The organism is Actinoplanes subglobosus, from assembly GCF_042650585.1.
Lineage (GTDB): Bacteria > Actinomycetota > Actinomycetes > Mycobacteriales > Micromonosporaceae > Actinoplanes > Actinoplanes subglobosus.
Window position 1 is genome coordinate 176,756 of the sequence record NZ_JBHSBL010000029.1, and the last position, 26,927, is coordinate 203,682.

Annotated in this window: 25 protein-coding genes; 15 read left to right on the forward strand and 10 right to left on the reverse strand. The window is 67.9% G+C overall.

Going from position 1 to position 26,927, the window contains the following annotated elements; all coding sequences use genetic code 11:
• Positions 1-117: 117 nt before the first annotated feature.
• From ACFO0C_RS43900 to ACFO0C_RS43910, 3 genes are all read right to left on the reverse strand, one after another.
• Complete coding sequence (locus tag ACFO0C_RS43900) at positions 118-2,250, reverse strand: hypothetical protein (RefSeq protein ID WP_378072793.1); 2,133 nt, start codon at positions 2,248-2,250, stop codon at positions 118-120.
• A 236-nt stretch (positions 2,251-2,486) separates the two neighbouring features.
• Positions 2,487-2,825, reverse strand: coding sequence for a helix-turn-helix domain-containing protein (locus ACFO0C_RS43905; RefSeq protein WP_378072794.1), 339 nt, complete (start codon positions 2,823-2,825; stop codon positions 2,487-2,489).
• A 23-nt stretch (positions 2,826-2,848) separates the two neighbouring features.
• Positions 2,849-3,958, reverse strand: coding sequence for a tyrosine-type recombinase/integrase (locus ACFO0C_RS43910; protein ID WP_378072795.1), 1,110 nt, complete (start codon positions 3,956-3,958; stop codon positions 2,849-2,851).
• Between the two features lie 197 nt (positions 3,959-4,155).
• Between ACFO0C_RS43910 and ACFO0C_RS43915 the strand changes: the two genes are divergently transcribed.
• The 6 genes from ACFO0C_RS43915 (at position 4,156) to ACFO0C_RS43940 (ending at position 9,693) form a co-directional block, all read left to right on the forward strand.
• Positions 4,156-5,130 carry a DUF932 domain-containing protein gene (locus ACFO0C_RS43915; protein ID WP_378072796.1) on the forward strand — a complete coding sequence of 325 codons (975 nt, stop codon included), beginning with the start codon at positions 4,156-4,158 and terminating at the stop codon, positions 5,128-5,130.
• Complete coding sequence (locus ACFO0C_RS43920; RefSeq protein WP_378072797.1) at positions 5,127-5,582, forward strand: hypothetical protein; 456 nt, start codon at positions 5,127-5,129, stop codon at positions 5,580-5,582. The genes ACFO0C_RS43915 and ACFO0C_RS43920 overlap by 4 nt, the downstream gene beginning before the upstream one ends.
• Before the next feature lie 126 nt (positions 5,583-5,708).
• A complete protein-coding gene (locus ACFO0C_RS43925; protein WP_378072870.1) occupies positions 5,709-6,374 on the forward strand; it encodes a GGDEF domain-containing protein in 666 nt (221 codons plus the stop codon).
• Positions 6,371-7,639, forward strand: coding sequence for a hypothetical protein (locus ACFO0C_RS43930; RefSeq protein WP_378072798.1), 1,269 nt, complete (start codon positions 6,371-6,373; stop codon positions 7,637-7,639). Before ACFO0C_RS43925 ends, ACFO0C_RS43930 begins: the two co-directional genes overlap by 4 nt.
• Positions 7,640-7,743: 104 nt before the next feature.
• Complete coding sequence (locus tag ACFO0C_RS43935) at positions 7,744-8,700, forward strand: DUF4192 domain-containing protein (protein WP_378072799.1); 957 nt, start codon at positions 7,744-7,746, stop codon at positions 8,698-8,700.
• 66 nt (positions 8,701-8,766) lie between these two features.
• Positions 8,767-9,693 (forward strand): hypothetical protein, encoded by a 927-nt coding sequence (locus ACFO0C_RS43940; RefSeq protein ID WP_378072800.1) that lies wholly within the window; start codon positions 8,767-8,769, stop codon positions 9,691-9,693.
• Here the strand turns inward: ACFO0C_RS43940 and ACFO0C_RS43945 are convergent.
• The 4 genes from ACFO0C_RS43945 to ACFO0C_RS43960 form a co-directional block, all read right to left on the reverse strand.
• Complete coding sequence (locus ACFO0C_RS43945; RefSeq protein ID WP_378072801.1) at positions 9,611-10,486, reverse strand: phosphotransferase enzyme family protein; 876 nt, start codon at positions 10,484-10,486, stop codon at positions 9,611-9,613. The two genes, ACFO0C_RS43940 and ACFO0C_RS43945, sit on opposite strands and share 83 nt — an antisense overlap.
• Positions 10,483-11,820 (reverse strand): hypothetical protein, encoded by a 1,338-nt coding sequence (locus tag ACFO0C_RS43950; RefSeq protein ID WP_378072802.1) that lies wholly within the window; start codon positions 11,818-11,820, stop codon positions 10,483-10,485. The genes ACFO0C_RS43945 and ACFO0C_RS43950 overlap by 4 nt, the downstream gene beginning before the upstream one ends.
• A 187-nt stretch (positions 11,821-12,007) precedes the next feature.
• The gene (locus ACFO0C_RS43955) at positions 12,008-12,214 is read right to left on the reverse strand and encodes a DUF397 domain-containing protein (RefSeq protein ID WP_378072803.1); all 207 of its coding nucleotides are present in this window, start codon (positions 12,212-12,214) and stop codon (positions 12,008-12,010) included.
• Complete coding sequence (locus ACFO0C_RS43960; RefSeq protein ID WP_378072804.1) at positions 12,211-13,101, reverse strand: helix-turn-helix domain-containing protein; 891 nt, start codon at positions 13,099-13,101, stop codon at positions 12,211-12,213. Before ACFO0C_RS43960 ends, ACFO0C_RS43955 begins: the two co-directional genes overlap by 4 nt.
• A gap of 329 nt (positions 13,102-13,430) precedes the next feature.
• On the opposite strand from ACFO0C_RS43960, the gene ACFO0C_RS43965 reads away from it, so the two are divergent.
• The 9 genes from ACFO0C_RS43965 (at position 13,431) to ACFO0C_RS44005 (ending at position 22,871) form a co-directional block, all read left to right on the forward strand.
• Positions 13,431-13,694 (forward strand): hypothetical protein, encoded by a 264-nt coding sequence (locus tag ACFO0C_RS43965; protein ID WP_378072805.1) that lies wholly within the window; start codon positions 13,431-13,433, stop codon positions 13,692-13,694.
• Positions 13,695-13,760: 66 nt separating this feature from the next.
• Positions 13,761-14,573, forward strand: coding sequence for an SAM-dependent methyltransferase (locus tag ACFO0C_RS43970; protein WP_378072806.1), 813 nt, complete (start codon positions 13,761-13,763; stop codon positions 14,571-14,573).
• 370 nt (positions 14,574-14,943) lie between these two features.
• A complete protein-coding gene (locus ACFO0C_RS43975) occupies positions 14,944-15,357 on the forward strand; it encodes a hypothetical protein (RefSeq protein ID WP_378072807.1) in 414 nt (137 codons plus the stop codon).
• A gap of 99 nt (positions 15,358-15,456) precedes the next feature.
• Positions 15,457-16,380, forward strand: a complete 924-nt coding sequence (locus ACFO0C_RS43980) for a TauD/TfdA family dioxygenase (RefSeq protein ID WP_378072808.1) — start codon at positions 15,457-15,459, stop codon at positions 16,378-16,380.
• 11 nt (positions 16,381-16,391) lie between these two features.
• The gene (locus ACFO0C_RS43985) at positions 16,392-17,588 is read left to right on the forward strand and encodes an NAD/NADP octopine/nopaline dehydrogenase family protein (RefSeq protein ID WP_378072809.1); all 1,197 of its coding nucleotides are present in this window, start codon (positions 16,392-16,394) and stop codon (positions 17,586-17,588) included.
• Positions 17,585-18,892, forward strand: a complete 1,308-nt coding sequence (locus tag ACFO0C_RS43990) for an aspartate aminotransferase family protein (protein WP_378072810.1) — start codon at positions 17,585-17,587, stop codon at positions 18,890-18,892. Before ACFO0C_RS43985 ends, ACFO0C_RS43990 begins: the two co-directional genes overlap by 4 nt.
• On the forward strand, positions 18,889-19,842 hold the full coding sequence (locus ACFO0C_RS43995) for a TauD/TfdA family dioxygenase (RefSeq protein ID WP_378072811.1): 954 nt from the start codon (positions 18,889-18,891) through the stop codon (positions 19,840-19,842). The genes ACFO0C_RS43990 and ACFO0C_RS43995 overlap by 4 nt, the downstream gene beginning before the upstream one ends.
• A gap of 226 nt (positions 19,843-20,068) precedes the next feature.
• Entirely contained in the window at positions 20,069-21,163 is a 1,095-nt protein-coding gene (locus tag ACFO0C_RS44000; protein WP_378072812.1) for a M20 family metallopeptidase, read from the forward strand.
• Positions 21,164-21,602: 439 nt separating this feature from the next.
• Entirely contained in the window at positions 21,603-22,871 is a 1,269-nt protein-coding gene (locus tag ACFO0C_RS44005; protein WP_378072813.1) for a hypothetical protein, read from the forward strand.
• An 87-nt stretch (positions 22,872-22,958) separates the two neighbouring features.
• Here ACFO0C_RS44005 and ACFO0C_RS44010 read toward each other — a convergent pair whose 3' ends face one another.
• The 3 genes from ACFO0C_RS44010 to ACFO0C_RS44020 form a co-directional block, all read right to left on the reverse strand.
• Positions 22,959-24,203 carry an MFS transporter gene (locus ACFO0C_RS44010; RefSeq protein ID WP_378072814.1) on the reverse strand — a complete coding sequence of 415 codons (1,245 nt, stop codon included), beginning with the start codon at positions 24,201-24,203 and terminating at the stop codon, positions 22,959-22,961.
• 109 nt (positions 24,204-24,312) lie between these two features.
• Positions 24,313-26,391: a caspase, EACC1-associated type gene (locus ACFO0C_RS44015; protein ID WP_378072815.1), complete on the reverse strand. Its 2,079-nt coding sequence runs from the start codon at positions 26,389-26,391 to the stop codon at positions 24,313-24,315.
• Positions 26,388-26,774, reverse strand: coding sequence for an effector-associated constant component EACC1 (locus tag ACFO0C_RS44020; RefSeq protein WP_378072816.1), 387 nt, complete (start codon positions 26,772-26,774; stop codon positions 26,388-26,390). The genes ACFO0C_RS44015 and ACFO0C_RS44020 overlap by 4 nt, the downstream gene beginning before the upstream one ends.
• Positions 26,775-26,927: the final 153 nt, after the last annotated feature.

Below are 26,927 nucleotides of genomic sequence, written 5' to 3' on the forward strand. Positions count from 1 at the left end.
CAACCAGGGGTCGCAGACCGGGCAAGCGACGTCCGCCATCTATCGCTGGTAACCGCAATCTGTCGCTGGCGGTCATACATCGGTGGCTGCTCCAGTCGATCGGGCAACCACGAAACGTCATGGCTCTGGCCGACGGGAGCGGGTGGCGGCATAGGTGGTCCAGTTTCCCCCGCCGAGCTTGGTCCATTTGACCGCGGTGGTGGGGTGGATGCCGAGGAGGCCGGCGAGCATCGCGGGTGGGATCTCGGCGGCGAGTTGAATCAGCGCGGCTTGCCGCATGGCCCGGGGCTGGATCCCGAGGCGTTGCAGCCGGGCGGAGACGGCTCCGGGGGTCGCGTGGCTGCCCGCTCGGGCGCTGGGAAACAGCCATGGGCTGGGCAGGTGCGCGGCAACACCGTGGCGGCGGCGGTGCGGCAGCCGGGTGATCAAGGTGGCGAACGGTTCGGGTAGTTCGAGCCGGTCCGGGCCGAGCGCGACGGTGACCGCACCGTCGAGGGTGTGAACGTCCACGCTGGTGAGGGTGACGATCCGGCTGATCGGTTGGGCGTAGAGGACGACCAGGGCGGCGGCGACGCGGTCACTTGTGTCGAGGGTGTCGTCGTGGACCAATCGTCTGGCGATCCCCCACCGGTGTTCGGCGTCGGCGGGCGCGGCTGGTGATCCCCGGCGGCTGGGCGGCAGGTGCAGCGTGCGGGGTAGGTGCCGCCGCTGCTGCGCCCAGGTGAGAAACGGCCGGATGTGGCTGCCGGTCGACGGCGCGGCGGCGAAGAACCCGTCGAGGTCAGCTTGCTGGCAGGTGGCCAGAGCACGGCCCGCCCCGTGCAGGCCGGTGACGAAGGCGGTGACCTGTCCGACGGTGGCGCGGGCGTGGTAGATCGGCGCGGTCAGCTCGGCGCCGATGTCGGCCGCGTTGCGCAGCCGGGCCAGCAGCCGCCACCGGATCCAGGAGCGCAGGACGCGCCGGTCGGGCTCGCCGCAGTCGCTGACGGCGCCGGTCAATTCCTCGGCGAGCCGGTCGATGAGCCGGTGCGGGTCGGCGGGCAGCGCTGCTGCGGCGACGAGCAGGGCGCGCAGGTGTTCCAGGTCTCGACCGGGTGGTTGGGTGTCCAGCGCGGTGTGGCTGCATTCGAGGCGCCCGTGGTGCAGATCGCCGAGGATCGTGGCGGCGCGGGGCCGGGTCAGCCACGCTCGAGTAGCGCCCGGTTCGGCGGCAAGGATCGCCTGGCGAAGCTGCCGCAGCGGTGCACTGGTCTGCTCGGGCAGGATCCGGTCGAGGGTGCGGCGTAACGCGCACTGGTCGCAGACGCCGACGCCGTCGATGTCGCGCATCGGAGTGGCGGGCTCGCCGCAGTCGACGCACCGCCGCTCGCCACGAGTCCGGCAATGGTGGCATCGGCCGTGGGCGTCGAGGATCTGGTCGGTGTGCTGGCAGATGGTGCAGGTGCCACGGTGCCGGTGCCGGTCGCGACGGCACCGGCTGCACAGTCGTTCGCCGGGCTTCCGGTAGGACCGTGTGCAACCGGGACACGCGCGGGCGCAGGGCCCGCAGTCCACGCCGGTGCTGGAGGCGTGCCCGTCCGGGCCGGCGTCGGCGCCGCAGCCGGAGCAGATCAGCCGCGGCAAGCCCGCAGCGGAGGTACCGACCAGCGTCAGGATGAGCCGCGACAGCGGCAACGGCGCCGGGTCAAGCACCGCTGGGACCGCCTCGATCTGCGTGGCCAGCAGCCGCCGGTCCAGCGGGCGCGGCGCGACGGCCTGGATGATCCCGGCAAGCACCTCATCGGTCAGGCCCGGGGCGTATACGGCACGGATCGCGGTCGCGATCGTCGAGGTGACCGTGGTGTCCCGCACGCGCTGGCGTTGCCGATTGGTGCACGACTGGCATAACGGCCCCGCCGGGGCACGGGCATACGCCCGGCGCAGTTCGCCGCATCCGTGACAGGGCCGCAGAATCCGGCCATGGCAGCTGCTGCACAGCCACCCGTCACCGGTACGCAGGTGCGGCGCGCGAGACTGTCCACACCCGACGCATACCGGGTGGCGAGGGCCGATCTGTCGAGCTCCGGCGACGGCGAGATGCTCGGCCAGCCGGTGCAACGCCGGGACGGTGCTGGTCGGCCCGCCGGTCAACGACTGCGGGTGCGCGACCAGATACTCGGCGAGCCGCCTCACGGTGCGTGGCGCGGCGGCGGCCCGCGTCAGGACGTCCTCGATCACCACGGTCTCCAGGTGCGGCTCGATGGCGGCCACGACGGCGACGATCCGATCCCGATACGCACGCGCCCCGGCGGCTGACTGGTGCCGCCGTGCGCATCGCTCGCACCAGCGCCGCCCGTCCGGATGCCGACCGACGAGCCGGTCGACCCGATCGCAGCACCCACACGCGCCGGTGCGCCGCTTCGCGCAACAGTTCGAGCAGATCCGGCCCTCCGCGACGACGCCCCGCAGCCGCACCGCCCGGCCGCACCAGGCACACGCCTGGCCACTCACTGGACCCGGCGGATCTCCGCCCGCCGCGGACGGCGCTCGCGCACGGCGGCCGACACCGCGGCGTCGTCGGTCCCCGTCGCCCGTGCCGTGGTGTTCAGCGCGACCGGCTCGATCAGATCAGCAGGCGTGCAGTCGAGAATGTCGCACAACGCGACCAGCGTACGCAGGCTCAACCGTTCCGGGGTCTGCACCACCAGCCGATACACCTGCGCCGCCGACAGGACGACGTGGCGTTCGGCCAACAGCGGCGCGAGGTCAGTGGTGGAGAACATGCCACGCGCGGCCATCAACGTGCGCAGATGCCACTGGTATCCCAGATTCCGGGGCCGAGCCATCGTTTCGGAGTCCTTCCTGCTCGTCACTGTTCGGGGATGAACGCACGGTCCAGCGCCCGCCGTAGCGCGGTGTTCTTGAAGTCCGAGCCGACGCTGGTGTAGACGGCCGTGGTCGAACCCCACGAATGCCCCGCCTGCTGCTGGACAAAGAGGTGGTCGAACCCATCCTCCAAAAGGTGCGAAACGTACGAATGGCGTAGGCAGTGCGGGCTGAGGATCTTGTCCAAGCCGAGCGCGTCCCGGTACGCGGCGAACCGGTCGTTGATGTGCTCGACCGAGATCCGCCCACCCCGCTCGGTCGGCCACAACACGGTGCCGGTGACCCGGTAGGCCGGCCGGATCTCGGTCATCCACTCCGCGACCGCCTCAGCAGCCCAGCCCATCGTGGTCAACACCGTGCGCCGACGCGGCGGGCTGCCCCGCGTCGCCTTGCCGAACCGCACCGCCAGCGCACCGTGCCGGCCGAACTCCGGTGCTGCCGCGTTCGCCGACCAGTCCACCGTGTCGAGCTTGGCCGCCTCCCGCCGGCGCAGGCCCCACCCGTAGAGCACCTTGAACACGGTGGCATCGCGGAACGCGGCCAGCCAGCCCTTGCGCCCGGACTGCCCGGCCCGGGTTACCTGCTCATCGCAGTAGTCGAAGAAGGCCTGCAACTCCTCCCGGCTCAACGGCCGGTTGCCCGGCCGGGCCTCGACGGCGCTGCGATGCGCGGCGGTGTTCCACTCGTGCAACACCTGCACCGGATGCGTGCCGAACCGCTGCTCACACACCTGGTCCCAGCCGTAGCGGCGATCAGTCACGTACCCGAGGAACAGCGCCACCGCGTTCTGATAGCCACGCACCGTCGAGTGCGCCAGACCCCGGCTGACCATGTCCGCGCTCCACTCCTCGACATCCGCCGGACTCCACCGCCACGGGTACTCGTTCGTGAACGCGACGAACCGGCGCACCTGCAGCTCCCGCTGCTCCACCGTGCCCGCAGACAGCAGCCGTGACCGCTGCTGCGCCGCCCAGCCCGACAGCATCGCGTCCAACACCGCCTCCTCCGGCTGCAGAAACACAACCCCGGAGGCCAGCACGGACGCCGCCGCACCCGGCACCGCGACCGCCTCAACCCGGTGCTCGGCCCGCACCCCACCACCTCCAACCGAAGGGAGACCAGATGAACGCATCGTTCATCCGATGCAAACGAGGCCCACCGCCCCAGGTCACGGCCCCAACCCATCGAGCAGCAACCACGGGCGCAGCCCATGCCTGGAACCCCTTTCCAAGCACCGCAACGAACACCGAAAACCCCGAATCATTCATCCGATGCAATAAAGGAGCTTTAGTGGCGCATGAGATCGAACAGTTCACCGACGGGACCGCTGCGTTCTTCACCGCCCGTCAGGATGCCTGGCACCGGCTGGGCACCGTCACCACCGACTGCCTGAGCGCCGACAGCGTCATGCAGGTCGCCTATCTCGGTGGCTGGGACATCCGTAAGGAGACCCTGCACACCGGCTCGGGTGCCGTCGTGCCGAACCGGTGGGCCACCACCCGCCTGCACCCGAAGACCGCCGTGCGTGAGGTTCTCGGGCTGGTCGGTGACAAGTACCAGATCGTGCAGAACGAGCAGGTCTGCGACCTGCTGGACTTCATCGTCGACGAGACCGGCGCCCACTTCGAGACCGCGGGCAGCCTACGCGGCGGCCGTGAAGTGTTCGTGACAATGCGGCTGCCGCAGCATCTGACGGTCGCCGGCATCGACCCGATCGACCTCTACCTGGCGATGTGTACGTCCCACGACGGGACCCGGCAGGCGCGGATCCTGGTCACGCCGGTGCGGATCGTCTGCGCGAACACCCAAGCCGCGGCGTTCGCCAACAATGCTGGTGAGTACACGCTGCGGCACAGCGGTGACATCGCCGCGAAGCTGACCGATGTGCGGGCCGCGTTGAATCTGGTGCCGGTGTTCCTGGACCGGTTCCAGGACGCCGCCGAGCAGATGATCGCCACCGAGCTGGAGTGGGAGCAGCTGCAGCGGGTCACCGACCGGTTGTGGCCGCTGGCGCCCGGTGAGCCGGAGTCGGCGTTCCTGCGGAAGCTGGCCCGTGACCGGGACCTGCGGCATCTGTTCGAACAGGCCGACACCCAGCAGAGCATTCGTGGCACCGTGTGGGCCGGCTTCCAGGCTGTCACCGAGTGGCTCGATCATGTCCAGCCGGCGCGCAGCGACCACCACCGGGCCAACAAGGTCCTGACCGACACCGCCACCACCGCGATCAAACGGCAGGCGTTCACCTTCCTGGCCGGGCGGCGGTGACCGGGGTTCGGGTACGGGCGATGCTGCTGGCCCTGGCCCGGCGGGCGAAGGGGACCCACCTGTACTGGCAGGCCGGGCTGGCCGCGGTCCGGGCCCGTGACGAGATCCCGCAGCGGAGCGAGGCGTTCGCCCACGCCGTGCAGGCCGAACTGTGTCTGACCGACGCGCTGCACGCCGCCGGGCTGCCCGCTGGTTTCTGGATCGACGGGATCACCCTGGACCGCGACCCCGTGACGGCCATGAAGCAGCTCCGCGATCACGTGCACGCCTGGACCTGGAACGGCCCGATCGAAGCTGGCCACGAACAGGCCCGCCTGGCCTACCGGCAACTGGCCGCCGACCCCCTCACCGACCAGGAACACGCTCTGGCCGTACACCTGGCGGGTTTGATCGCGGCTCGCCGCGACAAGGTCATCGACACCGCCGAACACCTCGCCCGCCACCAGCAGTAACAGCAAACACCGACCATCCGGCACGGCCCGCCCTCGTGGCGGGCCGTCGCTGTCTTCCCCGAAAGTGCCGGGACGCACCTAGCGTCCCGGCACTTTCCGTCTGCGAAAGGAGCACGCGTGTTGACCATGACCGCTTTGCTGGCCGGGATCCTGCTCGGCTATCTCATCGCTTGGCCGCGGCTGCGGACCCTCACCGGCCTGCGTACCGCGTTGGCCGAGGCCCGGCAGCTGGCCGATCACGACCGGCTCACCGGTCTGCTCAACCGGTGGGCTGCCGCCCGGCTCGTCTTCGCCTCCGTCGAGGTCGGCCGCCGCCCGACCTTGCTGGCCCTGATCGATCTGGACAACTTCAAGACCATCAACGATGGGTACGGCTACCAGGCCGGCGACCAGCTGCTGCGTATCGTCGCCGCCCGCCTCACCCAGGCGGTACTGCCGCACCGGGGATTCACTGCCCGCCTCGGCGGCGACGAGTTCCTCATCGTCCTACCCCACACCAGCACCGGCGCCATCGGCGACGCACTGGCCCGGCTCGCGGCACCGGCGGTCCTGCACACCGACGACGGCCCGATCAGCGTCATCCCGGCCGGCAGCGCCGGCATCACCGTCTACGCCGGTGCCGGCCCGACGACGTTCGTGGACCTGCTGCACGAGGCCGACGTCGCCCTGCACCACGCCAAACACCAGCGGGGCAGCCACCGCACCTTCCAGACGGGGATGAGCATGCCCGGCAACGCCGGACGCCACGGCCCGCGCCGCCGCGACCAGCACCCCACCGGCGGCCAGCAGTGATCGACCACGACATGGCCTGCCGGACCTGCGGCTACGCCCTCACCCCGATCCACCGTGACGGCCGCGTCACCTACGAGCACCCGGTCACCCCGGACACCGACCACCCCACCATCGCGGTCCCCGCCCATCAGCGGCCGAACCTGTTCCGGCGCTGCCACCTGTGCAGCATCCACCAGCCCTGGTGGGAGTACCACACCGACGACGCCCCGATCATCGTCGAAGCCGCCGGCGACACCCTGACGGTCGCGCAGCGCTACAGCAGCCGCTGGCACGTCTGCGGCGCATGCGCCGACCTGATCGAAACCGGCGACCAGCCGGCCCTGACCCGCCGCAGCCTCGCCGTGCTCGGCCTGTCCACCGACGGGCTGGCCGCGCAGATCCTCGGCGGCCTGCACCAGGCGATCCTGCTCGCCCGCGCACCCGGCCGCACCCTGATTACCACCGGCATCTGGCCGGCAACCACCGTGAGACCCCCGGCGCTGCCACGCATCCGCGACCGGCTCACCGCCCTGCTGCGTGGCCCCGTCGGCCTGCCACACCCGCTCGCCGACCACCGGGCCCGCCGGCACATCGCCGACGGACTCGACCAAGGCCAGTTCACCTGGATCGACGGCGAGTTCACCGACCTCGTCGAACAGGTCGCAGAACAACTACCCGACACTCCGGTCACCACGCGGATCGTGCCCACCGGCGTCAGCCTGCTCACCTGGGCCCACCCCATCGGCCCACACCACCTCGACGCCGCCTCCTGGACCCGCCACCACGACGGCTGGCGCATCGTCGCCTACCGCACCATCAACGCCGACCTGCCCGCACCCACCCTCACCGCACTACGCCACGAGGTCGGCTGGCTGATCCCGGTCCACGTCCGCGACATCCCGCACGGGCACACCATCACCGCCCAGGACCCGCTCGCCCCACTCGCCGCGACCTGGCTGATCATCGCCCAGCAGCTGACCCGCGACGACACCGTCGCACCCGAAGCGGGACTACGGCGCTCGTACCACCGCGCCCGACGCCACACCCCGGACATCCGCATCGTGCGGATCAAACCCGCCGCCCGCCGCATCGCCGCCACCGGCGGCACCGGCGGCCGCGCCCAGCCGACCCACCGCTACTGGGTCAGCGGCCACACCCGCCACCAGGCGTACGGGCCCGGCCGCACCCTGCGCCGTGACATCCCCATCGACCCGTACCTCAAAGGACCCGACGGCGCACCCATCAAGGCGAGCACCACCGTGCGCATCCTCGGCGACCACCACTGACCTGACTCTGCCTGCCCGGGGCGACAGCACCACACGCCCCCGGCACCAGCCGAGGGGACCAGTGCGTGTCGCCCCGGGCCACTTCCCATCGAAGGGCCCATGCCGTGACCAGCAACGACCGCCTCAACCTGACCGACCCGGCCGACACCGCCGCCCTCGTGCCCTACCTGCTCGGCCACCACCCCCACGACCGGCTCGTCATCCTCGCCCTCCGCCAGCATCGGCTGCACTTCCTGGCCGCCGCCGACCTGCCCTACACCGCACCGGCCGGCGCCGACGTCGTCGCCGTGGTCGCCGACACGCAACCCGACCAGATCCTGCTGTACGGCTACGGCGACCACGACACCGTCACCACAGCAGTCGACCACACCACCGCCGGATTCACCGCCGCGCGAATCCCGGTCCTGGACGCCTTCCGCGTCCACGACAACCGGATCTGGCACCTGCACTGCCACGACCCGCACTGCGACTACGACGGCACCCCGTTCGACCCCGACAACACCGTCGCCGCCGCCTTCGCCACCTACCACGGCCTCACCGCCGCCACCGACATCCAAGCCCTCGACGCCCGGCTCGACCCGGTCACCGGCGCAGAGCGCGACGCCATGACCCTCGCCTACCACCGCGCCCACCACCAACTGCTGCGCCTCACCGACGGCCCCGACGCCGCCGACCGCCTCCACCTGCTGCTCGAGGAACTGCTGACCGAGACCCGCAGCGCCTACCGCACCGGCCGGCTCTGCGACACCCGCGCCGCGCTACTCACCGTCCTGCTCGACGTGCAACCCCTGCGCCACCACGCCGTACGCCAGATCCCCGCCGACGAACTACACCTGCGCATCTGGACCGACCTCACCCGACGCGCCAGCCCCGCATACACCGCCGCACCCGCGACCATGCTCGCCGTCGCCGCCATCCAGCTCGGCGAGGGCACCCTGGCCCGGCTGGCCATCCAACGCGCCCAGCACGCCGCCCCCACCGACCCGCTGATCACCGTGATCGCCGAATGCATCAGATACGGCGTCCACCCCGACACCGTCCGCCGCATCCTGCACGACTGACCACACACCCCAAGAAAGGCCGCCGACCCGCAGTCGGCGGCCTTTTTCTATTCCCAGAGGTACGAGATGACCAGCACCGAACTCATTCCCGTGACCGTCCGCGAATGGACCGACATCCTCGCCCGCATCCGCTTCGGCACCGTCAAAGTCGCCGGCAAAACCTACAGCGCCGCCCGCATCAAACTCATCGCCCACCGCCTGGCCAACTACGCCGACAACGACGGCACCCGCATCCACCCCGGTATCGCCCGCCTCGCCGTCGACCTCGAAATCGAATACCGCACCGTCCGCGACACCCTCTCCCTGCTACGCCGCCTCGGCCTACTCCAACTCGTCCACCCCGCCACCGGCCGCCGCAACGCCGACGAATACCGCCTCACCCTCCCCACCGACCTCCTCGACCGCGACGACCTCGAAGTCTGGACCCCCACCCGACACGCCACCCAAACCCAGAAAATCCGCGACACCCACCGCGGCACACCCCGAACAACCCACTGCACACAAAGTCCTCAGACCCCCGCACGGACCCGCGCCGGCACCGCAACGCCGGGTCCACAGGACCCTGCACCAATGCCCGAACCGCCGCGCGCCGCAAGGTCCTCAAGGACCACGAAATCCAGTGATGCGGGGTCCTCAAGGACCACGATGCAGGGTCCTCATGCCCCCACCACCTACCAGGACCACAACACAACCCCGACCAACCAACCGACACCCAAGGTCTGCGCGACCGTCACCGTCTCGCGCGCGACCCGATGCGTGCACGGCCTCACCGCCGATCGCCGCGGCGACGGACGCCCCGCCTGCGCACTGTGCCGCGTCGCCGAATACCGCCCCGCGGTCCATCTGCGAACGGCGCCGTCGCCCCGCTGGCCGGCATCATCATCGACCGGTCGCCGAGCCTGGCGACCCATCACGGAACGGGAACCCAGTTCCAGGGGCGATGGCCGGCCTGGCCCTGTATGCAGGCCAGCCGGTAGAGCGCTTGCGTCTTGAGCTGGGGGAACTGGGTCGCCATCTGTGCAGCGAAGGTGACTTTGCGGAGTTCCCTCGCGTCGCGGAGGATGGGGTATCCGGACCAGGCGGTGATGTCGTGGCCGTACTGCTGACAGAAGGCGACCCAATCCGCAGCCGACGTGGTGCCGAAGGTGAAGTGGTCGACGGCGATGGAGGCGAGGTCCCACTCGGGTGGGCCGTAGGCAAAGCGCTCAAGGTCGAGCACGACAGGCCCGTCGGCGGTGTCGATGATGTTGCCGCCCCAGGCATCGCCGTGAACGGCTGACGTCGGTAGGCCGGCGGGCAGGTTCGCGTAGCGCTGTTCGAGTCGGGCCAGGTGTCCGAGGAGCCAACTGCGAGCGGTGTCGTCGAGTACGGTCGCTTCCGCGATGCGCTGCTTCAGCCTGACGAACGGTTCCAGCGGCGGCAGTTTGAGATCAGCGGGTGGTTGAAGGGCGTGTATCCGGCGTAGGACGTGGGCGACCTGCCGGATGGTGCCTTCCCGATGCGTGGGTAGCTCTCGCCAGAAGGTGACCGCCCGGTCGTCGATCTTCACCGGCTGTGCGAGGTTCGGGAGGATCTCCACGACCGGGATGCCCTGTTCTTGCAGCCATCGGGAGACGCGGGTCTCCTTGCGGGCCGTCTCGATCTGACCGGCGCGAGTGACCCTGGCAACGATTCCACCCGAAAGCCGGTACAGCGTGTTCTCGCCAACCCGGATCAGTTCGGCGCCAGTCGGGTCGATGTCAAGACCCTGGCAGGCGGCTTCCAGAACATCCGATGCCTGCCTCATGCGGCCGTTCCCACCGCCGCAGCGATCCGGTCCCGGAGGTCGGCGACTTCGGGGATCGTGGCGTGAGCGCCGGCCAACCGGTGCAGTTCACGTAGATCGGTGGCCGCTCGGCGGGAGTTCACGGTGCCCGCGTCGTCGAGCGCTCGTTGGCCGGCCACCGCAGCTTCTCTGGGATCTCCTTTCGCCATGGTGAGGGATGCAAGCTTGGTGCCGGAGATCGCACGCGATCGCGCGAATTCGCGTTGGTGATGTTCTACGGAGTATCGGAAACGGTCGGGCGCTTGGGTGTCCAGTCCGGTACGCATCGCGATGTCGAACAGTGCGTGTGCGGTGTCGCCATGGTGTTGGGCATCGTCGTAGAACCGCATCCAGGGCGGGTCCTCGCTCGGTTTCGCATGGCTGAACGCCTCATCAGCCATGCCGACCGCCCGGAGTGCGTCCTGAGCCCTCGGCGGACCCATTTTCGCGAGGGCTCGGGCTCGCACGGTGTGAAGCATGGCCTTCTCGGTGGCGGTGAGTCGATCGGATCGGACGAGGCCCATCTCGGTGTAGGTGAGCCCGTCGTCGGCGTGTTCACACCAGATCTCCTGGCGTGCCATGTTCGCGTACAGGTTCGCGCGCTGGTGCCAGTTGCCGCCGATGTCGTTGCACTGCAAAGCGAAGGCGAACCGGCGGCGCGCGGCGTCGTGGGCGTATGCGTCGAAGAGCATGAAGGCGACGACGCCCGCGAGATGCGCCATGGCCGTGGCCAGGTCACCGGCCAGGTCCAGGGGACAGGTCACGTCGAGCAGACGAGCTTTGGCCCTGAGCTTGTCGTCGGCCAACTCTGTGGCCAGAGCACCTCCGTGGGAATTGTCCCAGCGCTCGAGCATGCCGGCGGCACTGAGGACCTCCGCGACATGCTCGGGTGACACGACGCGTGGAAGATCATCAGTGTGGTCAGGCCTCAGCAGATCCGAAGCCGGACGACGCGTGACCGATCCAGGCCCGGGCGAGACACCGGCGCGTGGTGCCTCCGGAACGGCGGGATGCGGGGGAGTCCAAATGCGGCTGGAGAAGCCGAGTTCCTCGTCCGTGGCTACCCCGAGCACCGCGCGTAGAGCAGCGCGATAGTCGGGTCGGTTCGGGCGTCTGATGACCCCGCTTTCCAGCTTTCCCACGTAGTTGGCGTTGAACGGGCTGTTGACGCGCTGGCGGGGATCCGGAAAGAGGATCTTACTGACGGCGCCGGCCAACTCGGCCCGAGACATGATCTCGCCCGGCAGGGTAGGCGACTCCTGTCGCTCCCGAGCCCGGATGAGAAGCGGGTTCGGCTCCGGGTTGGCATTGGGCACGGCGGCCTCCGCGAGGGCACGGGCGGTGTGAAAAGCGCATCAACTGAACTGTTCAGTTCTGTTAGGACAGGATGGCACCGTACGTGGTCGTCATCAACCGCCTGGGCAAAATTGACGCCTTGGGCGACAGGCTGATGGCAGACGGAAGGTGGCCGGGTTCGAAGGGCCCCGGCCACCTTTTGGTCTGTCAGTCCAGGTCGAACTTGCCTTCTCGAACACCTGCGATGAAAAAGGCCCAGGCCTGATCGGTGAACACGAGGGTGCCGCCGTCGCGGTCCTTGGTGTCTCGGACGGCGACCAGTGGGCCGTTGTCGGCGGGAGCGGCTTCCACGCAGTTGGCGCCGCCGCTGCTACGTGACGATTTCCGCCACTGGGTGAAGCTGGGGTCTGTCACGCTGCTGTTCCTGTAGAAGTGAGCTTTCCGGGTTCCGCGGCCGTGTTCCTGAGCAACCGTATGCTGTCGAGCCCCGTGAGGGCGGCGGCCTTCAGCCGTGTGTAGAGCTCCAGGTAGTGGCTCACGGCATCCGGATTGGTGAGTACCAAATCGTCGGTGACGGTGTCGACAGCCACGACCACCGGGTCGCCCGGATCGGGGTAGGTATAGATGGAGAATCCCGATCGGGGAACGCTGAGCCCGTCGATGCGGGCATCGATCGGCAGCACCTTCACGGTGATCTTCCGATCCACGGCTGCCAGGTCGGCGATGTGAGCCAGTTGGACGTGCAGAACATCCAGGGTGACAGCCGGCCGTCGGATGGCGAGCTGGTCGATGACGACCTCGTAGTCGGGTCCGTCAGGGCGGCGCAGCATTCGCTGGCGCCGCTCGCGGGCCTCGACCGCACGAGTCGGGTCGAACCGTGACGACCAGTCGGCCTTATCGATCTGGGCACGTTGCTCACTGAACGCGGAGGTTTGCAATAGGCCTGGAAGGAAGGTCATCTGGTACTCGCGGATGGAGGCGGCGCCGGCTTCCAGGTTGGCGTACAGCGCCTGCCGCGTCCCCATCTCATTGGCCCACGACTCCCACCAGCCGCGCTCACTGGCCTCGCGGGCGATCGTCGTGATCTGCAGCCACCGTTCACCGTCGACGATGTCGAGCGCCTGGAGGATCCGCATGACATCGTCGGGATCCGGCCGCATCCTGGCGTTTTCGAGCCGGGAGACAGTCGTCCGTGGCAGACCGGCGGTACGGGCGAGTTGATCAGAGGAGACCTTGCGTAGCTGCCGCAGTGCCGTCAGTTCCGACGCCAGACGAAGCCGCCGGACATACGTACTGATCAACCGACACCTCCGCCAAACCCGAGACCCTGAACAGTGCAGATGCGCGGACACGGCACCCGCGAAGCGTACCCCGCTCAGATCGCAGGTCGATACACCCCTGCCTGGGAAGGGCCCGGGATCCATCCCCACGCATCCCTCCCGATCCTTCCCGATCCCTCCCCGGCGGAGCGCCTTCACCCGTACCCCCGAACAGGACATGGTGTTTCTAGATCCCAACCCACCTCACACGGCGTCGCTCGCGGTCACCGAAGGCCGGCAAGAGCCGGCACCGCGAGTGGGCCCACCTGCTGTTATCCGGTGCGCCTGTCGCGCGAACAGGGAGGCGAGCGATGACCGAAACCAACACGTACTACGCAACAACAGCTCAGAAGCAGCTGCATCAAGCGCAGGCGATCCTCGACGAGCATGTGACCTCCAGTGCGACAGGCCGGTGCCTGGCCTGCGGCTCGTTCGGCCCGTGCTGGCGCCGTGAGAACGCGGTGGTGATCTTCTCCCGCACGCTTCGGCTCCCGCTGCGCCAGCCGGGCGCCACCCGTCCTGAACTGATCGGCGCTGTTCGTGTCGGCGGGTCGAGCCGCCTCGCGGCGCGTTGACCATGAGTCTCAACGCCCCGGCGGCGCATGCCCACTCTCGACGTACACGCATCAAGGCGGACGACCATGACTAGTGACTCGCCCGGTAGGTCATGGCCTCAGCAGCCATTCGATGCGTCAGTGCCGCAGTCGGCTCGCGTGTGGAACTACTGGCTGGGCGGCAAGGACAACTTCGCCCCTGACCGGGAACTCGGCGACCAGATCGAGCAGATTCTCCCCGGTATCCGCGACATCGCCCGAGAATCACGGCTGTTCCTCACCCGCGCTGTGCGCTACCTGGTCGGCGACGTCGGCATCAGGCAGTTCCTCGACATCGGCGCCGGCCTGCCGGCGACCGACAACACCCACACCATCGCCCAGATCCTCAACCCGGACGCGCGAGTCGTCTACGTCGACAACGACCCGCTGGTGCTGGCGCACGCACGAGCCCTACTGACCGGCTCAGCGGACGGCATCACCGCCTGTATCGAGGCCGACATCCGCGACCCGGACAGGATCCTCCACAGTGTGGAGAGGGCCCTGGATCTCACCGAGCCGATTGGTCTGATGATGCTCTGCGTGCTGGGCCACATCGAGGACTACGAACAGGCCCGAGCCAGCGTGGACCGACTGGTCACCGCTCTTCCACCGGGTAGCTACGTCGTGGTCAGCGACGGCACCAACGTGGTCGACCCCGAAGGCAGTGATGAGGCGACCCGCCTGTCGCTCAAAGCTGGCATCCCGTACATCCCCCGCCATCCCGATCAGATCGCCGGCTACGTCCATGGTCTGGAGCTCGTGGAACCCGGCGTGGTGTCCAGCAGTCTGTGGCGATCGGACCCCGGTGCCGGTAGTCCAGCCGTGCTGGATGTGTTCTGCGGAGTAGCGCGGAAACAATGATCGAGGCCACGGGGAAGGCAGGAGAATTCGGCGGGGCCTTCGCCGCGATCTGGCAGACACGGGTACAAGCGCGCTTCGCTAGCCCGCGACTGCGGCAGGCGTCCGACTACCTCAAGATGTCGGCCCGGCGCCCGGACGCCGTGACCGTCGAGCTCGACCCATACGCCGTGCATCGAATGGTCCTAGTCGGCGGGTTTCGCTGCGACGAGCTACGGATCCTGCTGGCCGGGCTCACCGCCACCGGAGTGCTGACGCCGATTCGGCCGCCCCCCAGGCCCAGCAATTCGGCGTCCACACGTCGACCTTGCCACCGCCTTCGGTGACCAGTGCCCTCGCCACCGAACCCGGCGCCTGACCAAGAAGGAGGAACATGCCGACATCGACTCACGTCGGACGATCCGAGAAGCCGACCCTCGCCACGATCATCGGCTCGCCGCAGTACCCGTTTGCCACTGATAGCGCACCCGATCTGCTGACCCGCAGCGTGGCCGAGCTGGTTCCGGATCTGCTGGTCGAGGTGGATACACCGGACACCACCGACAGCGTGGACATCAATGTGGCGTTGATGGCGGCGTCCGACCTGTCGAGTGTCGTGAGCCTCAACCTCGATGCACCCGACGGCGACGAGGGCTTCTACCCGTTCTCCGAGTGGCGTGTCGTCAGCCATGGATACCGGCGAGTCGACCTCACGCTGTCGCTGCCCTACAACGCTGAACAGGCTGAGCCGGACTTCGTCATCCAGCTTCTCCAGACGCTTCACGTCCTGCCGTCGATGCCGAGGTGATGGTCCTGGACGCCCGTTGTTCGCTGTCTCGCCTCGCCTGAGGTCTTCCAACCTCGACGTCCACAGCGACGTTGAACCGCCGCCTGAGAAGGAGTCACCATGCCGAAATCCGGGCCGACTGTACGCATCGTGCTGGATGCGACTGAGCACGAGCAGCTCAACGATGCCGTACTCAAGGTACACAAGTTCTGTCCTGGTCAGAGCGACTATCGTTATCTGGCGATTCTCCGCTGGTACACCGCCGAGGCACTGGAACGAATTCGTGCGGCCTACGAGGCTGCCGGTGACCAGCCCGTTCTGGTGAGTAACCTGCCGCAGTTCCAAGACGTGGAACGCACCAAGATCCTGACGCTGCTGCTCGGGCAGACGATCGGCAACTGTGTCGCCTATATCAACTACAACGGCTCGTACCTCACCGATATCCGGCCAACCTCGTTGTCGGCGGAGAAGAGTGCCGGCACCGATCTACTGGCGATGCACAACGACCTGTCATGGGCCGCGGACGCCTGCCGCCCACGGACACTCGTGCTGGTGCCGCACATCGCCAAGGGCGATGTGCCGCGGACACTTCTCGCCCCGGCGACCGAGGTGGTGGCCCAACTCGACAGCGCAACGATCGACATCCTTCAGGAGCCGGTCTACGAGGCCCGCTCGGGCGTTCTGGCCGGCCGCAGCTACGAGCTCGTCCGCCGCATGGCTTTGCTGGAGAAATCCTCCAGCGGCAGGTTCGTCATTCGCCTGAACTTCGACTCCTTCGCCCCGGCCGCCGGATTGACTTCGACCCGGCGGGAAGCTGTGGCGCGCGCCCATGAACGGCTGCACGAGGCGGCCCTGGACATCGGCCGGGTCCGTGGTCATGCCGTACTCGAGGGCGAGGCATTGATCATTGCCAACGATGAGTGTGTGCACGGTCGGGACCCCATCGACACCAGCGCCTGCGAGCGGCTGCTGCTGCGCGCCTACGTGGTACCGGACAGTGTGGTGGCGCAGCACGGGCACACCCTGATCTCCCTCGACTCCTGATCGGCGACAACATGTCTGATGTCGTAGTGATCGGTGCGGGGCATGTCGGTGTCACCCTTCTGACCGACCTGGTGTCCACGCAGGAAACGCACGGTTCGACCTTTTGTCTCGTGCCCGCTCGGAACACGAATAGACAGCGGATCCGTGACCTGTGCGGGCCTTTCACCCGGACCAACATGATGACCGGGCACGTCGATATGGTCCGACTCGGCGCTCCACATCTTGGCCACCTGGACGACGGCGTGCTGGAAGCGGCACGGCACATCATCATCACGGTGCCGGACATTCCGGCCGTGCGCCTGCCTCTGATTGATCGCATCGCCCGGCTCAGCTCGCTGCCCGGCAAGGTCGTGACGATCGTACAGGCTGGCCAGGGCGGTCAACCGGTGCTCGCCGACTGGGTCCGCCGGACACCACAGCTGCGAGACTCCTCGCTGATCCTGATCGAGGACTCCTTCTACGGGACCCGCGTCACCGGTCGAGACATCGCCTACAAGCGCAAGCTGACAGTGAACGTCACGGCCTATTCACGGACCCCAGAAACGGCCCTTGACCGACTACGCGGCCTGTTTCCATTGGGGCATCACATCGACCAGCCGTCGTGGCCGCACTTCGTCGCCCGTGACGGCATCGGGCTGTTGTTCGACGCGCTGGGCTACATCATCCACGTCGGGGTCGCGCTTGATCGCCGCAACCTCGACAAGACCCGAGCCGGCATCACCTACCGGCACTACACCGAGGGCGTGCATCCGGACCTGGCGGTCCTACTCGACGCGCTGGACCGCGAGCGGGTGCAGCTGGCAGCTGCGTACGGAACCGAGACACCAACGTTCCCGCGGATCATCGAACGGCAATACGGCATCGCGTTTCGCCCGGATTTCTACGACATGATGCAGGCCTGCGCCGACATCTACCGGTCGATGTCCTGCGCCTCCATCACAGAGCTGATGCGATCCCGGTTCATCCGCGAGGACCTGCCCGGCCTGCGCACCGTCCAATGGCTGGCCAAGACGGCGGGCGTCCGACTGCCGGTCACTGAGCGGTTCGCCAGCGACGTCACCCGGACCGCCGTCGAACTCGGCGCCGCCGCCGGGGATGTCAACGGCTACGAACCCCAGCTCACGGCGATCCCCGCGACCGTGCCCCACATCAAGGCGCTACTCACCGACCCGCACCACGCGAACCTCGCAGAGGCGGCGAAGCGATGATCACCGAAGCGCTGAACCACGTGCACCGCCGGTACGCCGACAAACACCCGAACAGCGCGAGACAGCACCGCCTGTCCAGGACCGTCCTTCCCGCGGGCATTAGCCGATCGGTACTCAACATCGAGCCGTTTCCGCTCGCGGTCGCCTCGGCGTCCGGATCTCTTCTGACCGACATCGACGGAAACGACTACCTCGACTACCTCGGCGATTACAGCGTCGGCCTTGCCGGACACAACCCCGAGGCGGTGTCTACCGCCGTCACGGGTGTCCTGGAGTCAGGCTGGGCGTTGGGGGCCGTCACCGTGGAGGAATACGTCGTAGCGCGAATGCTGTGTGACCGGATCGAGTCGATGGATCTCGTCCGGTTCACCGCCTCAGGCACCGAGGCCAACCTACTCGCCGTCTCACTTGCCCTGCGATCCTCGGGCCGCCGTTCGGTTTTGGTCTTCGACGGCGGTTACCACGGTGGCTTCCTCGACTACAGCCACGACAGCTCGTCGCTGAACGTCCCGTTCGACGTCATCGTTTGCGACTACAACAACCTCGACGCCGTCACGGCGACCTTCGAGACCGCCGGGGAGCAGATCGGGTGCGTCCTGGTCGAACCCATGCTCGGCGCTGCTGGCCGGATACCCGGCTCTCCGATCTTCCTACAGGGACTCCGCGAAATCTGCGACCGGTACGGCACCGTACTCGTCTTTGACGAGGTCCAGACCTCACGGATGGCGTACGGCGCGGCCCAGTCATTGCTCGGTGTTCGCCCCGATCTCACGACGCTCGGCAAATATCTCGCAGCAGGGTTCGGATTTGGAGCCGTCGGTGGTACTGCATCGTTGATGCGGCGACTCGACCACGCTGCCCAGCCGCACTATGCGCACTCCGGCACCTTCAACAACAACCGTTTCAGCATGGCCGCCGCCATCGCCACGCTGAACACCACCTTGACCCGCGACAACCTGGACCTGCTGTTCGTTCGCGGCGAGAACCTCCGCGTTCACGCCGATACACTCCTACGCCCCCACGGTTTCCAGGCCACCGGATGGGGATCACTGATCAGCATCCACCCGACCACCACACCGATCACCCACGCCGCCGATCTGGCAGGCGCCGATCAGCGCCTTACCCAACTGCTGTTCCACGAGATGCTGCACCGCGGCATCTACATCGGCAAAACAGGATTCGTCACCCTCTGTCTGCCGCAAACAGCCGACGCCGACGGCCTCTTCCTGACCACGTTGAAAGATGCCCTGGCCGCAATCCCCACCTGTGTCAAACCCTCCACAACAGGAGCGCGAACTCGATGACGAACCTAGGTCCGATCACCCTCGAATCCGGCTTCCCCTCCATTGCCCGTCCGACCGGCCACACCACGCCCGCCGACCTGACGAACCTCGGACCAGCAGCACGAAGCGCCATACAGGAGCTACTCGACACCACCGGCGCCGTATCCTTCCGCGGGTTCGGCATCCGTACCGTCGACGAGTTCGAAGCCGCAGCACAAAGCCTGCTCGGCCGCCTCGCCCCCTACAAAGGCGGAGATGCCCCACGACGTGCCGAGAAAGGCCTCATCTACAACGCCGCCGGCCCCGACAAATCACGGCTACTACGCGCACACAACGAACTCTCCTACGCACCCTGGCATCCCACGACACTCTGTTTCGGCTGCGCCCGGCCCGCCGACCAAGGCGGAGCAACCACCCTGATCGACGGCCACCGCGTGTACTCGTCCCTGCCTCACGACATCCAAGACGCCTTCCGCACCCGCGGCGTCACCTACATCCAGCACCTGCCGCACACCCCCACAGACCCCGCCAGCGGCATCAAGTCATGGCCGGAAACCTTCGAGACCGACGTCAAAGACGAGGTCATGCGCCACTGCCAGGCCAACTACACCACCGCAACCTGGACCCCGCTGGGCCTGCTGACCACCCACCGGACCCCAGCAACACTCGACATCGGGCCGGCCCCGCGGACCACATGGTTCAACCAGGCACACATCTGGCAGGACCCCACCACCACACCGGACCCCACCGACATGCGGCTCTGGCAGACCAGACTCGGATACGGTGCCATCTACGGCGACGGCACTCCCATCCTGGCCACACACCTCGACACCATCAGCGCCACTCTCGAGCAGTGCACGATCCCGGTCTATTGGAACAGCGGCGACCTGCTGCTCGTCGACAACCGCGCCGTCATGCACGGCCGCACCCCGTACACCGGCGACCGTCAGGTATACGTCGCGTTCGCCTGACACCGTCCTCTCTCCGGTCTGCCCTCAGGCGAAACCGGACTCGACGCCGTCGTCGAAGAAGCACAGGATAGGAGAGGTCGGACCTGATATCGGGATCTTCACCCGGATGGCTGCCCCCCCGGTGTGACACGGTCACCCGCGAACCTGAGCAGCCGAAACCGGCCGCCTACCCACACCGATAAACCCCGCACAGGCCCCACCATTCTCACGGGACAGGACCAATTCGGTGAATGTCGAGACTATGCTCGAAGACCTCAAGGCACTCGTCGAAGTCGAATCACCGTCAGGTGACCTCGACGCGGTGTCCGCGTCCGCCAAGACCGTCGCCGCCATCATCGAGAACCGCATGGGCGGGCACGCCACCCTCATCGACAGCGCCGCCGGCCCCCATGTGCACTGGACGGGCGGCGGCCAGCCCAAGGTCCTGCTCCTCGGACACCACGACACCGTCTTCCCGCTCGGCACGCTCGCACGGCGTCCCTTCAACGTCCAGGACGGACGTGTCACCGGACCCGGCGTGTTCGACATGCTCACGGGCCTGGTCCAAGCCGTTCACGCCGTAGCAAGCCTCGAGGATCGGTCCGGCGTGGAGATCCTCATGACCGCCGACGAAGAGACCGGATCATCAACTTCACGGGCACTCATCGAAGAACGGGCCCGAGCTTGCGGCGCGGCCCTGGTTTTCGAAGGCGCGGCCGAGGGCGGTGCCCTCAAGACCGGCCGCAAAGGCTGCGGCACGTTCATCGTCACCGTCACCGGTAAGGCCGCACACGCGGGCCTGGAACCCGAGACGGGAATCAACGCGCTCGTCGAAGCCGCGCATCTGGTCCTGGACATCGCGGAACTCAACCGGCCCGAGGCCGGCACGACCGTGACACCGACCCTCGTCACCGCCGGCACGATGGACAACGTCGTACCCGCGAAAGCCACGATCAGCGCGGACGTCCGGGTCGCGTCAGCCGCGGAGCAGCAACGGGTGCAGGCCGCGTTCGCAGCATTGACGCCACACCTGCCGGGAGCCCGTATCACCGTGCACGGCTCCATCGAGCGGCCGCCGTTGACCGAGGCGATGTCGGCGAGCCTCTTCGCCATCGCCCAGCAGTTGCTGCCAGGGCTGGAGGGCACCTCAGTCGGGGGCGGCAGCGACGGCAACTTCACCGGAGCACTGGGAATACCCACTCTGGACGGCCTCGGGGCAGTCGGCGGAGGTGCTCACGCCGACCACGAATACGCACTCACACAACCGATGACCGAGCGAGCAACATTGGCCGCCGGCCTCGTACGAGCCCTGCAGTACGGAAGCCAGAGCGCACCGGTGTGACTGACGCGTCCGCCGACAGCCCTGAGGTGAAGTGCTTTGCCAGCGCTGGATTTCACGTCAGCAGAGTGGGACACATCGGCGGCGCCAAGAGCGGAGAACTCGACCGGACCTGATCCGGAGGCGGCGTGGCGGCGTGGCGGCCGGAGCCTGTGGCGGGCTCCGACCGCCAGGCTACTTCCGCCTGTTGGACCGGAAGGGTACTTTCCCGGATTCATCTCGCCCGCCCCGTCGACGACCAGCCCCCGTCAGGTACGCCGAGCCGGCACCGAAACCCACGACGTTGCGAACCTCGTGGCGGAAACTGTCGTACCCGTACTTCAAACTTGCCCGCGACGAAGCGAAACGGAGGACGACGGCGATGACTCGACGACGGGATCGTGCCCGTGTCCCGGTGACCTGTTGCGTGTGTGGTGACACCCGGGAGGTACGCCCGGCGCTCGTGAGACATTTCGAAGCCCTGGCCTGTGCCAGGCATCCGCTGACCGCGATCGACCTAACGGTCCCTGACGGCCACCATCTTTCGATCACCCCTGGTGTCGCCGGAAACTTCATCGGATACACCGTGACGACAACGACGCCGGTGCAGGGCCGAGCCGCGCACCGTGCTGCGACGATCCTGGCAGTCGCACAAGGGCGCCCCGCACCGGAACCGGCGTGCGACCCCGCTGGCGACGACAACGATCCAAGGCTCGTCGCGGCGTTCACCGATGCGCTCGGCCCACACGGATGGGAGATCGCAGACTGGTGCCGCGAGGGCCGCGACTACCAGGTGAAGGTCTACACCGAATTCGGCTGGGCCGGATTCCTCAACGGACGGCCCGCCGACATCGCCGCCGAACTGGCCGGCCACCGCGCCCAAGCCCGAATGACCTTGAGCGCACTGCGCTGCCCGTCGTGTGAAGCCCGTCTCGATCCCTTCGCTGAGGAGCCTCGGCCATGCGTTTGCGGGAGCATCGCCTGGCGGCCGCTGTCCTGGGAGAACCCGTGGGAATCGATGCGCGGTGCCCTGCCGTACATCGACGGGGCCGGTGATCCCGAGACCGTGCCGACATTGGCCCGCCTCACCGCGGCCCTTGCCGGTGGCTGCGAACCGGCCGGGGAGTGGACCCAGGACGACGACGACTTTGCCGGCGTTGTCGAGGCTTTCAAACAGCTGGTCCCGGACGCGCAGTGGACCTTGCTCAACGACCGCCCGGTGGCCGTCATCCCTATGGGAGCAGCCCTACGGTCCGGCCCCGCAATGCAGCTACTCACCGCGGCCACCGAGATCGGCTACCGATTGACCGCCAACTCGTCCGTCGACTACGGCAGGCGCCGCACCGTTCTGCGTTTCTCCGCCTCCGAGCCGATCGACGGCCATGAGGCATGGTTCGCCTGCGGTCACACCGACGACGGCCTCGAACTGGTCGTCGGGCAGCCCGACTGGTTCCAGCCGTTCGAGGACAACGACGACCACTGGCGTGCGATGGAGGAAACCGACGACTGGTGGATCCTGCGTCCCGAGCAGCATCGACGACATGGTGCGTGGACCGTCGACCGGCACCCGACCGAGTTCACGTACGGTGCCAGTGCCCTCGCTGCCTCACGCACCCTTGCATTCGACGCGCTTTCCGCCGATGTGCTGCGAGCCACCTTGGCCGAGGCCGCACTGGTGATCAACGAGAGCCGGACGCAATTGGAGCATCACTATACGCAGGTGTTGTCGTAGCTGTTGGTGCTGCTGGCCGTGTTTGCCCAGCTCCATGTAGCCCAGTTCATCGGTCTATTGACGCTCGAGCCTGGCTACCACCTCCCGTCAACTCGTGATGGACAGTGTGGCCGTACGCAGAGCGGGGGAGCACGCACCCGAAGCCGCCGCCACCAGCAGGGCCGCCGCGCAGACCACCAGGGCCGCATCGGCGTCGAACAGGTCGCTGACCGCACCCAGCGCGTTGTTGGTCAACAGCAGAGGCAGGCTCTGGGCCAGCACCAGCACGGACTGGATCCGAGCCAGATGGGTCGACGGCGCGCCACCGAGGATGAGCGGGCCTACGTGCGCGGTGAACAGACCGGATCCGACCCCCACCACGGCCGCTGCCGTGATCGCCGCCGCGGTGCCGGGAGCTACGGCAAGAGCCAGCACCCCGCCAGCCGCCACCGCGAGCCCACCAGCGGCGGCCAGCCCGGGACGCCGGAAGGCTCCAGCGGCAGTGACGGTGACGGCCACGGCGACGACTCCCAGCGCGACGGTTCCCGCAAGGACACCACCGAGGTCGGCGTCCCACCGTCGCTGAGTCGCCAGCAACGGAATCAGCAGGCCGGACACCGGCAGCAGAAACGCAGCGGTGGCGGCGATCAAACCCAGCGCCAGACGCAGCACCGGATCTGACCAGGCCACCCGCAAACCGTCGACGACGCTGCGCACGTCACCGCCGGCCGGCGTGGACGCGGGCACCGCGGTGGCGCGGGGCCGCAACCCGACAAGGATGACGGCCATGACCAGATAGGTACCCGCGTTCACGACAGCTACCGAGGCGAGTCCGGCGACAGCCACGAGCAGGCCACCTGCCGGCGGCCCGGCGAACATGGCGAACTGTCCGGCCACCTGCCGGGCCGACATGGCCCGGGCCAGCGACTCACCGGCCACCAGACGGCGCGGCATCGAACCCGAGCTGGGCAGATAGAAGGCGTCCACGACGCCGATGATCAGAGCAACGGCGACCAACAGGTACGGCTGGACACCGAGCAGCAGCACCGTCCCGCCGAGCACGAGCGCGGCCACCGCCATGGCGAAATCCGAAACGATCATCACCCGCCAGGCACCGACACGATCAGCCAGCGCCCCGCCGAACAGCAGCAGCATCACTCGCGGCAGATTGATCGCGGTGAGCACGACGCCCGCGAAGGCCCCACCCCAGGCCGCTGCCGCCCAGGTCATGCCGAAAGCCATCATCTGCGATCCGAGCAGTGACAGCGTCACCCCACCCAGCCAAATCCCGTAGCGACGCGGCACAAGCCCTCGCCCGTGCTTCGTGACCAGTTGCTCCGAAGGCGGGGGCATGACACTCCTGAACGTATCGACGGCTGCCTCGACGGACCGGGGCAGTCTCGAGCCTCGACCTGGTCGAGAGTCAACGCCGGCAGGGCCGTCTCCCGCCTGCTTACCGGCGTCACAGTGGAGCGTTCACCGGACCTTTCCCGCCACCGAGACAGGCGTTGGCGCCTATCCGGGGTCCGTTGGTGACCATCAGAGTCACGACGGAGCCCTTCTCCACCTCGGAGCCACCATTGGGGCTCTGCCTAGCGACCCTGTTTAGGTCCGTCCCGTCGATGCACTTGATCTGCACTCTCAGCCCCGCCTTTTCGAGGATGGCTGTAGCCGAGTCGACAGTGCTGCGGATTCCGCTGACGTTGGGAACCTCGACCAGGTCGCCCAGGGAGAGGAACACGGTCACCTCCGAGTCGGGTTCCACTTCTTCTCCGGTCTTCGGCTGCGAATCGGTGACCTGACCCTTGGCCGCGCTGCCACTGATGCTCTTGAAAACGGCGCGTAAACCGGCGCTCTCCAGCGCCGAGCCGGCCGAGTCTTCCGTATCGCCGAGATCGGGTACCACCAGGAGCGGCGATGTCTCGGGGGACACCTTCGAGGAACGGGTGGGTGAGGGCGTGGCCGGGCCGGTCGAACGCGGCACCACTGACGGCGAAGCTGGGTCCGACGAGGCCACGTCTCCGCAGACTTCGATGACGACAACGGTTCCGAGACGGGTCGGCTCGTCGGCCGCCGGGCTCTGCCCGACCACCTGTCCAACCGTGCAGGGCACCGCAGTCGCCGGCACCAGGGATGCGTTGAGCCCCGCCTTGCGCAGCCTCTCCTCAGCATCGGCACTGGTCAGGCCGACCAGCATGGGTACCGCCGCGTCGCCGCTGCCGCCGCTCAGCCCATAGGCCGTCCCGGCCACGGTCAGCAGCATGCCGGCCACCGCGAACGCCGCGGTGCGGCGCCACCCTCGGAAACCGCCGCGACCCGTCTCCCACCGGGCCGGTGGATCGCCGATCGGAGGTACGGCCGGCGGCACCTTCACCGAGGCGCGAGCCACGACACGCGGCGGTTCGGCCGGGCCGCCCTTCATTCGTGCCGTCACACGGGTTTCGGATGCGGACCTGACCGGCCCGGCCGCGTACGGTGGATCGTTCGTACCGGGCGGCGGTGACGAGGTGGGCGCGTGCAGGAACACGTGGACGCGCAGCACCTGGGCCGTCCGGGTGGTGCGGTCCACGACCCGGATCTTGGCCCGGTTGTGCCCCGTCAACGGGTGCAGCTCGACGACGACCTGCTGCCCACGCACCTCGGCGCGCAGCCATGTCTCCTCGGTGGTGGCCGTGCAGTCCAGCGCCACCTCACCCAGCCGATAGATCTCCACGATCTCGGGCTTGAGGCGTTCCCGGGGATGAACATCGTTCAGGTTGATCTCGTTCTCGGAAAGCACGAACGCCGGATCGCCGGCCCGGCCGGGAGGGACCGGTTCAGGCTCCCGCCGCAACTCCGGACGGCGGGCCAGGACCACGGCCGCGTCACCGTCGAAACGGCTGTGTGGGACCTGCTTGGTGTTCGCGGTGAGCCGGGTGCGCACGTAGTCGTAGATCTCACGCAGGTCGAGGTACCCGTCGCCGTCCCGGTCCTCTGCACCGCCCAGCAGCCCGGTCACCAGGTGCTCGGTGAACAGACTGGTGCCGGTCGGGACGGCGGCGTCGTTGGCCAGCGCCGAGCCGCGAGTGCTCGACACCACGTACCGCCCGGGGCCGGCCAGGGGAACGGCGACGTCACCGCCTTTGAACATGCCGCTGCTGCAGCAGTCCAGGATGATCACGGTGCAGCGGGCCACCGACTGGTCGATGAACTCGTTGATCCGCACATTGCTGACCGCGGTGCGCAACAGCCGGTCGGATCGCGTGTTGCGCCCGCAGAGGAACAGCTGGTTACGGTCGTCGAGCAGCCCGTGCCCGCTGTAGTAGAGCAGCAGCAGGTCGTCACGGTGGGCGGCGGCGAAGAACAGGTCGATCTCATCGAGCAGATCTTCCGAGGTACGTTCGACGACCAGCCGGACGTGTTCGTCGGAGAAGAGCCCGGTGGCCGTGTCGACCAGGGAGCGGTGCAGCCGGGCGACGTCCTTGGTGGGCGCGTTGAGCGGGTTGAGGCTGCCGTCCGCGTCGAAGATGCTGTTGCCGATCAGCAACGCCCGGTAGGTCATGATTGCTCCTGGGCCAGTTTCTCCGCGGCGGCGACCAGCGGTGCGAACGCTTCGCGGCTCGCGTTCTCGGCCGACACCCGTACGGTGTGCACCCGGCCTTGGGTATCGGTGTAGGTGATCTCGACCGAGCGGTTCCGGTCCCGGGACAACCACGTGTTGATCATCTGGACGGCGACGCTGAAGACGCCGGCCGACCCCAGCGTGAGGATGACCTGATCGACAGCACCCTTCGTGTGAGGCACAGGTGTACGCCGCGTGTGGACGGCACCGGTACCGCGGCGCAGATCACTCACGAGCGCCGCGATCTGATCGAGCCAGCGCGGGTCGTCCTCGTGATAGCGGCCGTTGCGGACGACCAGTTCGACATCAATTCTCTCGGACATCGGCGCTCCAGACGCATATCTATTTACGATGGAGAATTCGTCACGTAACGGAGGAAGTTCTGACGGACGGAAATGGCGGACGCTCGCCCGGCGAGTCTCCAATCGCCCGCCCGGCGGAAAAGTCCCCGTCCGGCGAATGCGAATGTCGTTTGG